The 11,745-nt window shown below is 56.4% G+C and carries 10 protein-coding genes; 6 read left to right on the top strand and 4 right to left on the bottom strand.

What is annotated here, in order from left to right; all coding sequences use genetic code 11:
- The first annotated feature begins 126 nt into the window (after window positions 1-126).
- The 3 genes from LB462_RS11850 (at window position 127) to LB462_RS11840 (ending at window position 5,562) form a co-directional block, all read left to right on the top strand.
- Window positions 127-1,116 carry a threonine ammonia-lyase gene (locus LB462_RS11850; protein WP_224508061.1) on the top strand — a complete coding sequence of 330 codons (990 nt, stop codon included), beginning with the start codon at window positions 127-129 and terminating at the stop codon, window positions 1,114-1,116.
- 112 nt (window positions 1,117-1,228) lie between these two features.
- A complete protein-coding gene (locus LB462_RS11845) occupies window positions 1,229-3,226 on the top strand; it encodes a PhoX family protein (protein ID WP_224508059.1) in 1,998 nt (665 codons plus the stop codon).
- Window positions 3,227-3,558: 332 nt separating this feature from the next.
- Window positions 3,559-5,562: a PhoX family protein gene (locus LB462_RS11840; RefSeq protein WP_224508057.1), complete on the top strand. Its 2,004-nt coding sequence runs from the start codon at window positions 3,559-3,561 to the stop codon at window positions 5,560-5,562.
- A gap of 57 nt (window positions 5,563-5,619) precedes the next feature.
- Here the strand turns inward: LB462_RS11840 and LB462_RS11835 are convergent, their stop codons facing one another.
- Entirely contained in the window at window positions 5,620-6,180 is a 561-nt protein-coding gene (locus tag LB462_RS11835; protein ID WP_224508055.1) for a DUF2239 family protein, read from the bottom strand.
- Window positions 6,181-6,324: 144 nt separating this feature from the next.
- On the opposite strand from LB462_RS11835, the gene lepA reads away from it, so the two are divergent.
- Window positions 6,325-8,133, top strand: coding sequence for a translation elongation factor 4 (lepA, locus tag LB462_RS11830; RefSeq protein WP_224508053.1), 1,809 nt, complete (start codon window positions 6,325-6,327; stop codon window positions 8,131-8,133).
- A gap of 53 nt (window positions 8,134-8,186) precedes the next feature.
- Window positions 8,187-8,369 carry a hypothetical protein gene (locus LB462_RS11825; protein ID WP_224508051.1) on the top strand — a complete coding sequence of 61 codons (183 nt, stop codon included), beginning with the start codon at window positions 8,187-8,189 and terminating at the stop codon, window positions 8,367-8,369.
- Window positions 8,370-8,377: 8 nt separating this feature from the next.
- On the opposite strand, the gene LB462_RS11820 is transcribed toward LB462_RS11825, so the two are convergent.
- The gene (locus LB462_RS11820) at window positions 8,378-9,397 is read right to left on the bottom strand and encodes a GNAT family N-acetyltransferase (RefSeq protein WP_224508253.1); all 1,020 of its coding nucleotides are present in this window, start codon (window positions 9,395-9,397) and stop codon (window positions 8,378-8,380) included.
- A gap of 468 nt (window positions 9,398-9,865) precedes the next feature.
- Window positions 9,866-10,321: an ASCH domain-containing protein gene (locus LB462_RS11815; RefSeq protein WP_224508050.1), complete on the bottom strand. Its 456-nt coding sequence runs from the start codon at window positions 10,319-10,321 to the stop codon at window positions 9,866-9,868.
- Between the two features lie 199 nt (window positions 10,322-10,520).
- Between LB462_RS11815 and LB462_RS11810 the strand changes: the two genes are divergently transcribed.
- Entirely contained in the window at window positions 10,521-10,685 is a 165-nt protein-coding gene (locus tag LB462_RS11810) for a hypothetical protein (RefSeq protein ID WP_224508048.1), read from the top strand.
- A gap of 86 nt (window positions 10,686-10,771) precedes the next feature.
- Here LB462_RS11810 and LB462_RS11805 read toward each other — a convergent pair whose 3' ends face one another.
- Window positions 10,772-11,251, bottom strand: a complete 480-nt coding sequence (locus LB462_RS11805; protein ID WP_224508046.1) for a hypothetical protein — start codon at window positions 11,249-11,251, stop codon at window positions 10,772-10,774.
- Window positions 11,252-11,745: the final 494 nt, after the last annotated feature.

Below are 11,745 nucleotides of genomic sequence, written 5' to 3'. Positions count from 1 at the left end.
TGTGTAGCAGCAGGGAGGGGACTTCTGGCGAGTCGATGACCCTCCGATTGCTATGATGACAATGATTTGAGTGCCTGTTGCGGATCGCGGTGCTATCAATCCTTCGCATTGTAGAGCGAGGACAGCATGGACAGTCAGGGTTTGGCGATTAACATAGGTGACGTCGAGGTGGCCGCAGCGAGGCTCAAAGGCCAGATCGTGTCGACGCGGCTTGTAGAATCCGAAGCCCTGAACGCAAAGTACAAGGCGCGTATCCTGTTCAAGCCGGAATGTCTGCAACGCACAGGGTCGTTCAAATTCCGCGGTGCCTACAACCGTATCAGCCAGTTCACCGGGGACGAATACAAGCGCGGCATCATCGCCTATTCCTCGGGTAATCACGCCCAGGGCGTTGCCAGCTCAGCCAAGCTATTCGGCATTCATGCCACTATCATCATGCCGCTTGATGCTCCGCAGACAAAGGTCGCCAACACGCGCTCCTACGGCGCGGAAGTCGTGTTTTACGACCGCTACAATCAAACCCGCGATGAGGTTGCCGCACCCTATATCAAGGAGCGCGGCATGGTTCTGGTGCCACCGTATGACGATCCATCGATCATGGCGGGGCAGGGGACGATCGGCCTTGAGCTTGTGGCCGATGCCAATGAGCGTGGACTAACTTTCGACCACTTGTTCGTACCGACGGGCGGCGGTGGTCTTATCAGCGGCATTTCCGTAGCGGTGAAGGCTGGGTCTCCTGGAACGCGCATATGGGGCGTCGAGCCTGAAAATTTCGATGATCTGCGCCGTTCGCTCATCGCGGGTCAGCCGGTCGCCAATGAACCCGGGCATCGCTCGATCTGCGATGCGATCCTGACGCCGCAGCCGGGCAATCTCACCTTCCCGGTCAACAAGCGCAATCTTGCCGGCGCCATCGCAGTCACCGACGACGCCGTGAAGGCCGCCATGCGCGATGCAGCGAACTACCTGAAATTGATTGTCGAACCCGGCGGCTGCGTCGGGCTTGCGGCATTGGCAAGCGGCCAAGTCGATATCGAGGGCAAGACGGTCGCTGTGGTGCTATCCGGCGGCAATGTTGATCTCGACCTCTATGGCGAATTCATCGCGGCAGCTTAGACCTTCGTACTAATAGCGCGCGTCTGTCATCATATTGTTACTCTGGCGTCATAGCGGGGAGGTACGTTTAAGAGACGTTGAGGACCCAGCCAGATAGCCAGAGGTAAGCGCCATGAACGACCAGTCTCCGACATTCCGCACCAGCCAGCTCGAGGAAAATGACGGTCCGGGCCACAACCCGACCGACAATGCCACCATGGGCGAACTCATTGCCGCGCGCTTCTCGCGGCGGGGTTTTCTCAAGGGCTCTCTCGCCGTATCCGCCATCGCCGCAACTGTTAGCCCCATGGCGCTGATGATGGCCGACGATGCGCGCGCCGAGAGCAAATCGGCTTTCACTTTTGAGGAAGTCGAGGTCGGCATCGATGAGACGCACCATGTCGCGGCCGGTTATGACGCGGATGTCCTTCTGCGCTGGGGTGATGGCATTTTTGCAGATTCGCCCGAGTTCGATCCGCTGAACCAGACACCGGAAAGCCAGGCCAAGCAGTTCGGCTATAATAATGATTATGTCGGCTATATTCCGATCGACGGTTCTTCCGAGCACGGCCTGCTCGTCGTCAATCACGAATACACCAATGAACATCTGATGTTCCCGGGTATTGTCAAAGTCGTCAAGGATGACAAGGGCGACGCCAAGATCGAGATCGCGCCGGCCGACCAGAAGCGTGTCGATATCGAAATGGCCGCCCATGGCGGCACAGTCGTCGAAATCAAAAAGACCGACGGCAAGTGGCAGGTCGTCAAGGACGGCAAGCTCAACCGGCGCATCACTGCCAACACGGAAATGCAATTGTCCGGCCCGGTTGCCGGCCATGACCGCGTCAAGACCGTTGCCGATTCTTCCGGCAAAAAAGTCTTCGGCATGATCAACAATTGCTCAGGCGGCGTCACCCCTTGGGGGACTTATGTGTCAGGCGAAGAAAATATCCATGGGTATTTTACCGGTAAACTGCCGGAAGACAGCAAGGAAGCTGCCAACTACAAGCGCAATGGTATTCCGGAAACCACCTATGATTGGGGCAAGTTTCACGATCGCTTCGATCTGTCGAAAGACCCCAATGAAGCCAACCGCTTTGGCTACGTCGTCGAGATCGACGTGAACGATCCCAATTCGATCCCCAAGAAGCGCTCGGCGCTCGGGCGCTTCAAGCATGAGGGTGCGGATTCCATCGTAGCCAAGGATGGCCGCGTCGTCTTCTATCTCGGCGACGATTCGCGCTTTGAATATGTCTATAAGTTCGTCACTGCCGGGAAGTTCAACCCGGACGACCGCGCCGCCAATATGGATCTTCTCGATGATGGCACGCTTTACGTTGCCAAATTCGATGTCGACGGCACTATCAACTGGCTGCCGGTCGTCTTTGGCCAAGGTCCGCTGACGGAAGCCAATGGCTTTGCCAGCCAGGCAGACGTTTTGATCGAAACCCGCCGGGCCGGCGATCTGCTCGGCGCGACCAAGATGGATCGCCCCGAAGACATTGGCCCGAACGGGGTCAATGGCAAGGTCTATGTCATGCTGACCAACAACACCAAGCGCAAGGACGATCAGGTCGATGCCGTCAATCCGCGCGCCAAGAACGCCTTCGGTCATATAGTCGAGATTGCCGAGGAAGACGGCAATTTCGCCGCCACCAAGGGCAAGTGGGAAATCCTCTTGAAATGCGGCGATCCATCAGTCGCCGATGTCGGTGCATCCTTCTCTACCGATACCACCAAGAATGGCTGGTTCGGCATGCCGGACAATTGCGCGGTCGATGCGGAAGGCCGCCTTTGGGTGTCAACCGATGGCAATTCGCCCAAGGAAACCGGACGCACCGATGGCATCTGGGCGGTGGATACGGACGGTCCCGCCCGTGGCACGTCGAAACTGTTCTTCCGCGTACCGGTTGGAGCCGAAATGTGCGGCCCGCTCATGTTGCCGGATATGGCGACCTTCATGGTCGCTGTTCAGCATCCCGGTGACGGCGGTGACGATTGGAAGCCCTTCGGCCGTCCATCCTATTACGAGGACCTGTCCACCCGCTGGCCGGATTTCAAGGACAACATGCCCGTTCGCCCCTCTGTCCTCGCCATCACCAAAAAGGGCGGCGGCAAGATCGGCGTTTGATCTCCCGGCATCACGACCAAATCTTCTCCCCATGACGGGGAGAAGAGAGCGAACCTTGGCGGTCCTCAGCCAGCGAATTGAGGCTGTCGTCGCGCCGGAAAGCTGTTTGGGGTATCGCCGCTCTGGTGCGCTTGGGCGGCGACACAAAGGAGCGGCGGCGGCAATGTTGATCCCGACATCTATGGCGGGTTGATCGCGGCGGCTTAGACCTTCGTTCAAAGGCAAGCTGAAACACGATATTTTGTCATCGAACTGTTACCTTGGCGCGTCAAAGCACTGCGATATTATTTTAAAAATTCATTCTTCAAGCCATTTTTAGCCAGAGGTCATCCATGAACGATCAGTCGCCTGTACCGATGTTAAGTGCCAGCCAGCTCGAGAATAATGAGGGGCCGGTCGACAACCTGTCTGACAATGCTACGATGGGAGAACTCATTGCCGCGCGATTTTCACGTAGGGGATTCCTGAAAGGTTCTCTCGCCGTTTCCGCCATTGCTGCTACTGTTGGCCCTATAGCGTTGACGCTGGCCGATGATGCCCGCGCTGCAGGCAAGTCTGCCTTCACTTTCGAAGAAGTCGAGGTCGGTATCGACAAGACCCACCATGTCGCCAACGGCTACGATGCCGACGTTCTGCTGCGCTGGGGCGATGGCATATTCGCCGATTCGCCCGAGTTCGATCCCTTGAACCAGACACCGGAATCTCAGGCCAAGCAATTCGGCTACAATAATGATTATGTCGGCTATGTTCCGATCGAGGGGTCCTCGGAACATGGTCTCCTCGTCGTCAATCACGAATACACCAATGATTATTTGATGTTTCCGGGCATTTCCAAAGTCGTCAAGGATGCCAAAGGCGTTGCCAAGCTGGAGACTGCGCCCGCTGACCAGAAGCGTGTCGATATCGAAATGGCCGCCCATGGCGGTACTGTTGTCGAGATCAAAAAGACCAACGGCAAGTGGCAAGTTATCAAGGATGGCAAGCTCAATCGCCGCATCACCGCCAATACGGAAATGCGATTGTCCGGTCCTGTTGCCCATAATGACCGCCTTATGACGAATGTTGATCCATGCGGAAGCGTCGTCTTTGGCACGATCAATAATTGCGCCGGCGGGGTAACTCCCTGGGGGACTTATGTGATGGCGGAAGAGAATATTCATGGCTATTTCAGGGGCAAATTGCCGGAAGGTCATAAGGAGGCCGCCAACTACAAGCGCATGGGCATCCCGGGCGGCACCTATGCATGGGGCAAATTCCACGACCGCTTTGATGTTTCGAAGGACCCGAACGAGGCCAACCGCTTTGGCTGGGTGGTAGAGATCGATGTGAACGATCCCAAATCCATTCCCAAAAAGCGCACGGCTCTTGGCCGCTGCAAGCATGAAGGTGCCGAATCCATCGTCGCCAAGGATGGCCGCGTTGTTTTCTATCTCGGCGACGATTCCCAATTCGAATATATCTATAAATTCGTGACCAGGAATAAGTTTAATCCAGATAATCGCGCTGCCAATCTGGATCTGCTCGACGAAGGTACACTTTATGTCGCCAGGTTCGATGCAGACGGCACCATCGCCTGGCTGCCGGTCGTCTTTGGCCAAGGCCCGTTGACGGAAGCCAATGGCTTTGCCAATCAGGCCGATGTTTTGATCGAAACGCGCCGTGCCGGCGATCTGCTCGGCGCGACCAAGATGGATCGCCCCGAAGACATTGGCCCGAATGGGGTCAATGGCAAGGTCTATGTGATGCTCACCAACAATAAAGCCCGCGACGCCGCCAATGTGAACCCCGCCAATCCGCGCGCCAACAATGCCTTCGGCCACATCATCGAGATCGCCGAGGAGGACGGCAATTTCGCCGCCACCAAGGGCAAGTGGGAAATCCTCCTGAAATGCGGCGATCCTTCCGTTGCTAAGGTCGGTGCCTCCTTCTCCACTGAGACGACCAAGAACGGCTGGTTCGGCATGCCCGACAATTGCGCGGTCGATGCGGATGGCCGTCTGTGGATATCCACGGATGGCAATTCGCCGGAGGGAACCGGCCGCACCGATGGCATCTGGGCTGTGGATACGGAAGGCGCTGCCCGCGGCACATCCAAACTGTTCTTCCGCGTACCGGCTGGCGCTGAAATGTGCGGCCCGCTCATGCTGCCGGACATGGCCACGTTCATGGTGGCGGTCCAGCATCCAGCTGAGGACGGCACGGATTGGAAAGAGTTCGGACGCCCATCCTATTACGAGGACCTGTCGACCCGCTGGCCGGACTTCAAGGACAACATGCCGGTGCGCCCATCTGTCCTCGCCATCACGAAAAAGGGCGGCGGCAAGATCGGCGTTTGATCACGGGACCTTCTTGCCCTCATGAGCCATGAGGGCAAGGCTTGTCTTAAGTTCCGGTCAGTCTTCCCAGCCGAACGCTGGTTCACTCAAATGCCGCACATGGTCGCGCACATCAGCGGGCCAGCCTTCCGTCAGATCCATGAAGCGCTGCACATTGCCCGCATAGAGCGCCCGCGCTGCCTCTTCGTAATGCGGCTCGTTGCCGGCCATCACCATCATGAAGCTGTCGGCTGCACCTTGGGCCTGCCGCTTCTTTTCGCGCCCGCCATTTTCGTTACGTGCCGCGTCGACCAGCTTGCGCAACGTAACGGAAGCGCCGCCCGGCTGGCCATTCAGCCAGTCCCACTGCCGCGGCAGCAGCGTTACCTCACGTGCCGTAACGCCGAGCTTCGGCCGCCCGGGCTTGCGCGGCTCGCTCGTATCCAGCCGCGCTGCGATTTCCGCATCGCTGCCGCGCAGGTCGAATTCGACCTGTTTCCCCGTGGTATCGTCGAAGACGAGGATCGCCTCGCCGGTATCGGACACGCGCTTGAGCGAGAGCGCCACCTCTACCCGCGTGCCGCTCGCGATCTTCCGCATGCCCTGAAAGGCCGTGCATGTCTGTTCTGTCGTTTCCATGATCCTGCTCACCCGTTGGATGGCAGGCTTTTACCCGGGTAAAATACCCTCGTCAATATACCCGGGTAAAATTATTCTCCGCTATTCTGTCACCACCCGCACGCTACCCTTCCAAATCCGCCCGAAATGCTCTATGTGGCGCGCATGAGCACTCCACTAGATCACATTCGTAATTTCTCCATCGTCGCCCATATCGACCATGGCAAATCCACCCTTGCCGACCGGCTGATCCAATCGACCGGCGGGCTGGAACTGCGCGACATGAAGGAGCAGGTGCTCGACTCGATGGATATCGAGCGCGAGCGCGGCATCACCATCAAGGCGCAGACCGTCCGGCTGAATTACAAGGCCAACAATGGCGAGACCTATGTCCTCAACCTGATCGACACGCCCGGCCACGTCGATTTCGCCTATGAGGTGTCGCGGTCGCTGTCCGCCTGCGAAGGTTCGCTGCTCGTTGTCGATGCCTCGCAGGGCGTCGAGGCGCAGACCCTCGCCAATGTCTACCAGGCCATCGACAACAATCACGAGATCGTCGTTGTCCTCAATAAGGTCGATCTTCCCGCCGCCGAGCCCGAGCGTATCCGCGAGCAGGTCGAGGAAGTCATCGGCATCGATGCGAGCCAGGCCGTGCTCATCTCCGCCAAGACCGGCCTCGGCATCCCGGATGTGCTGGAAGCCATCGTCAAGCAGCTGCCGCCGCCACGCGAGGGTGATCGCACCAAGCCGCTGAAAGCCATGCTGGTCGATAGCTGGTATGATGCCTATCTCGGCGTCATCGTCCTCGTGCGCATCATCGATGGCGTCCTGAAAAAGGGCCAGACCATCCGCATGATGGGCACCGGCGCCAAATATCCGGTCGAGCGCACCGGCGTGTTCACACCGAAGATGCTCGCCGTCGATGAGCTTGGCCCCGGCGAGTTCGGCTTCATCACCGCCTCGATCAAGGAAGTCGCGGACACTCGCGTCGGCGATACCATCACCGAGGACAAGCGCCCGACCGCGTCGATCCTGCCCGGCTTCAAGCCGGCGCAGCCTGTGGTCTTCTGCGGCCTCTTCCCCGTCGATGCGGCGGATTTCGAGGATCTGCGCGCCGCCATGGGCCGCCTGCGCCTCAACGATGCCTCGTTCTCCTTCGAGATGGAAAGCTCCGCCGCGCTCGGCTTCGGCTTCCGCTGCGGCTTCTTGGGGCTGTTGCACCTCGAGATCATCCAGGAACGGCTGGAGCGCGAGTTCAATCTCGATCTCATCGCCACCGCGCCGAGCGTCGTCTACAAGCTCAACATGACCGACGGCACCCAGCGCGAATTGCACAATCCCGCAGACATGCCGGAGGTGATGAAGATCGCCTCCATCGAGGAGCCGTGGATCCGCGCGACGATCCTCACTCCCGATGATTATCTCGGCTCGATCCTCAAGCTCTGCCAGGACCGCCGCGGCATCCAGATCGATCTGAACTATGTCGGCAAGCGCGCCATGGTCACCTATGACCTGCCGCTCAACGAGGTGGTGTTCGATTTCTACGACCGGCTGAAGTCCATCAGCCAGGGCTATGCCTCCTTCGACTATCATTTGTCGGATTATCGCGAGGGCAATCTCGTCAAGATGTCTGTGCTGGTGAATGGCGAGCCGGTGGACGCATTGTCGATGATGGTGCACCGTGCCGCCGCCGAAAAGCGCGGCCGCGACCTGTGCGAAAAGCTCAAGGACCTGATCCCCAAGCACATGTTCAAGATCCCGATCCAGGCGGCCATCGGCGGCACGGTGATCGCGCGCGAGACCATCTCGGCCCTGCGCAAGGACGTGACGGCCAAGTGCTATGGCGGCGACGTCTCGCGCAAGCGCAAGCTTCTGGAAAAGCAGAAGGAAGGCAAGAAGCGCATGCGGCAGTTCGGCAAGGTCGAAATCCCGCAGGAAGCGTTCATCCAGGCGCTGAAGATGGGCGATAGTTGAGGGCTCCTCCACCCCTTACCCTCCCCCTTGTGGGGAGGGAGACTGCGAAGCAGTTGGGAGGGGCGCTTCTCGCCCTGATCCTGTGCAGCGCGGCGCTCGCCGGCTGCACCACAACCGCGCCGCGCACCCCACCTGCACCCGCGCCCGTCGCGCAGGGCGACGACCAGCCCGAACCACCGACGCCCGGCATCAAGCCGCTGACTGTGGAACAGGAGGAGCAGTTCGGGGCCAACTAAGCAATTTGTCAGGCGGGACGTCGAGAGATTCGGACCGTGTTCTGTGTCAATTCTCGAAGTTTAGCGTGAGCTACAGCATTTACCCTCAGGATCGATTGAGGGTGTCCTTTGACAATCTCTTGTGACTTCAACGTTTCCAGATTTATTAGCGGCGTTAGATAGCCCATGTGAATAAATCGAATGACTCGTGTGGGATTTTTCCTCTGCAGAATCGTTAAAAGTTCCGAACTGGAGTAAACGGTGCGCTTTGCAGTAGCCGCGACCAAGCTTTCAATATTTGGTACAGTAATATAGTCGTCAACTATTCCATGCGCGACCAGTCGCTGCGATACCCCTTCGTTTTCGCAAACTGTTTGATAGAAATATAGATCTGAGCCACTTGCGATTGAATCCATCGCTGCATTGCAGACGTACGCCTTTCTAATGCTGGTCGAGGGGATCAGGGTTTCTCTGTCTGAATCAATACCAACTGCATGGAAAAGTGATAGCTGTCCCTTGTGTGAGAGGGAATCGATCTCAGGGAAGAGACGTTGTGTGAAAGCGTATTTAATAGGAATTAAGAATGCGTCTGATGAAAATTCCGGTAGCCGCGGATAATCGGACCTGGCCGCAAGAAATCTATCGGCTATTATTTTGCCGTTAACCCACTCTTTTTCAAAACAAATCTCGCCATTTGCAGATCGGCCGACTTCTCGAAAGCCATAGTATGTAATCAGGCTTATAAGAGAATCTTGTTTAGCGAACACCGTAAGGTAGATGGATTCGTAGCGGTTCTCATATGCATACCAAAGTATCTGACGAACAAATTGTTCTCCTAGGCGACCACCGCGGTATTTTTCTGAAATCTTGAAAGTGCATATTTTGAGTATTTTTTGACCCGCTAGAGGCCACACTTTCTGTCTATCCGTCTCGTCATTGAAAATGCATATGCCGGCGATCGTCGATTCGTCATTGATTATCCAGCATTTTCTTTTTTCTGTCCGGCACTTTGCGAACCATGAATCAAAGCCGTCGTAATCCTCGCGAATGCTATCAAAAATCGTGTCGCTTAGGTCAATCTCATAACAAAAGCGCTCGTTTATGAGTTGTAAGTTGACCAGAACATTTGCGTACTTCTCTTCTAGAAGGTCGATTATCTGGCGAAGGTTTAGCAGTCGGTCCGGTAAACCGATCCGTTCTGCGCGCTTATGGAGACCGAGGTCCTCAGTAACTACAAAATCTACAAGGTTGTCTTTGACGGTAGAAAGAATGTGACAGTCGGAGATGTCATTATCATTTCTGCTATAGCCGAACTCCGTCTCAAGTTGATCTTTGTTGCGAAAAGACTTCTTAAGAATCGCGTACTTTGCTAGCTTGGATTTTGATACGGTTTTTCTTAGTTTGTCTCTGTCGCGTTCTATGTCATCGACCGACGCTGGTGAACATGGAGGGTGATGTTATTTTCAGCACAAAGTCTAGAAAACTGAGCATAGTTGGCTGGCGTAGGATCGTTGTCCTCAAGCCGAAATAGAATATTCGTCTCTATGAGAATTCTGTTTACCGGCATTGATAATCCAAGCAGATTCGTCAGGCGTCAAATAGCGATACGATTGTGGAGGTACCATAGAAAGATTATTTTTTAGAGTATATGCAGGTATTCTGTTTTCAAATATTTCAGTTTTTGCCAAACATATGGCACTTACAAGAGGCAAGTCGCCAACATAATCCAGAAAATAGTTTCTACTTATACGTGCAAGGGGTCCGTACTTGGCCCAGATGTTGTCGGCGTTATCACGGTCGATATCTCTTATCTCAGCAATTCCAACGATCGATGCAACGGGCTTGGTTGAATAAATAAACAACCGATCGGTCTCGCTGACCTCCCGCCGAAAACTGCGTCTTAGTTCAACTGTTTTTTCGCCCCGTAGGATGCTATCCGCAAAATGCGGATGAATACTTATAAGAATATCCATAGACGCGATTTCCCTTTTGGCGAATCGGTGAGCTCAGACTAGGCCTTACCCGATTTTTCAGCAATGATGAGATAGTAGGGGTCTTTTCTAAAGAAACTGGTCTTGCACCGCATACCTCCCATGCGCATATTGCACTGCACAATAACCACACCTGCGCCTATCCTGTGTCTGTTGAACCAACGCCACCAGGAAACAGGCCATGAGCTTTTTGATTGATTTTGCCACGCGCGACCGCCGTGCCAATGACAGTGCCTATCGCGAGGCGCTAGCCATGCTGCAGGGCATGAGCGCGCGCGATCGCGCCGATATCGGCATCAAGCAGGCGGATTTTGCCCGTATCGCGCGCGAGATGTCGCGCCGCTGATTTTTGCGCCCCGCCGGGCCCTGATGGAGGGTCAGGCTTGGGAGGATGCTGCCCGTTCCATGAGGCCCGGCTTGAGGCGCGGCGCATCAGGTGCGCGGGGTAAACTCCATCACCCAGTTGGTTTCCCAGGTTTCGCCGCCATCCTTGGAAAACGCCTGCGCCCAAAGCGGTGCTTCGGGCGAGGGGGTCCACAAGAAGCGCACGCGCACCGGCACGCCATTATCCGTGTCCTCGCCGTAGAAAACGCCCTTGCCATTATCGAAATGGCCGATCACCGGCGGAAACAGCACATTCGCGCGGCTGTCGGCCCAATGCAGCGCCCATGATCCGTCGCGCGGGTTGAACAGGCGCAGCGTCATCCCGGTGAAGCCTTGCGAGGGCATATGCATCTCTTCGAAATTCCCCGTCCCTTCGAGAATCTTGCGCACGCTCGACGTGGCGGGGAGGATCTCCCAGTCGTCGGAGCCGGCAAACCGTTCCTTCAGGCGCAGATTGCGGATGTTCCAGTCGCCGATGAAAAAATCAAAATCCGCCGCGCTGCCAAGGGTGTCTATCGCTCCGTCCATGATGCCGTCCTCCCGTTATTTTCATCCCGTTTCGTGGATAGATATAGCGCAGGGCTCCTGACAACCTACTGTCAGGAGGATGTCAGGAAGTGGGGGATTTTTGGCAGTCTGGTTGCGCTACAAAACCCCTCCCCGTCGCTTCGCTCCGTCCCTCCCCACAAGGGGGAGGGTAACAGCGCTTTATCCTGCAGCGTCACCTGTTTCGCGTGTGCAGCGATGACAGTTGCGACGGTCTCACCCTCCCCCTTGTGGGGAGGGAGGCTGCGTAGCAGCAGGGAGGGGCTCTTCTCAAAATTTCAGTTACTTCAAAAAATAATCGTGGCTGTTTATCCAACACCTCCAAACCTCACTTATTCTATCCCCGTCCTTTCCACGGGAACTGCTTCCGGAGCCGTTCGAAGTGGGGAGAGGATCGGCGCCTCCGATGGCGGGTAACGGACCCGCTGTCCGGGGAAGTTCTGTCCAAGGGTTCCCCTGCCGGTACTACGACTGGC

It is taken from the genome of Phyllobacterium chamaecytisi, from assembly GCF_020164455.1.
GTDB lineage: Bacteria > Pseudomonadota > Alphaproteobacteria > Rhizobiales > Rhizobiaceae > Phyllobacterium > Phyllobacterium chamaecytisi.
Note: the sequence above shows the minus strand (reverse complement) of the source record. Positions and strands in the feature narration are given on the sequence as shown.

What these genes read in the sequence shown, in the direction of transcription:
- LB462_RS11850 (WP_224508061.1), top strand. Translation starts at nt 127, where the DNA reads ATGGACAGTCAGGGTTTGGCGATTAACATAGGTGACGTCGAGGTGGCC.
- LB462_RS11845 (WP_224508059.1), top strand. Translation starts at nt 1,229, where the DNA reads ATGAACGACCAGTCTCCGACATTCCGCACCAGCCAGCTCGAGGAAAAT.
- LB462_RS11840 (WP_224508057.1), top strand. Translation starts at nt 3,559, where the DNA reads ATGAACGATCAGTCGCCTGTACCGATGTTAAGTGCCAGCCAGCTCGAG.
- LB462_RS11835 (WP_224508055.1), bottom strand. Translation starts at nt 6,180, where the DNA reads ATGGAAACGACAGAACAGACATGCACGGCCTTTCAGGGCATGCGGAAG.
- lepA (WP_224508053.1), top strand. Translation starts at nt 6,325, where the DNA reads ATGAGCACTCCACTAGATCACATTCGTAATTTCTCCATCGTCGCCCAT.
- LB462_RS11815 (WP_224508050.1), bottom strand. Translation starts at nt 10,321, where the DNA reads ATGGATATTCTTATAAGTATTCATCCGCATTTTGCGGATAGCATCCTA.
- LB462_RS11810 (WP_224508048.1), top strand. Translation starts at nt 10,521, where the DNA reads ATGAGCTTTTTGATTGATTTTGCCACGCGCGACCGCCGTGCCAATGAC.
- LB462_RS11805 (WP_224508046.1), bottom strand. Translation starts at nt 11,251, where the DNA reads ATGGACGGAGCGATAGACACCCTTGGCAGCGCGGCGGATTTTGATTTT.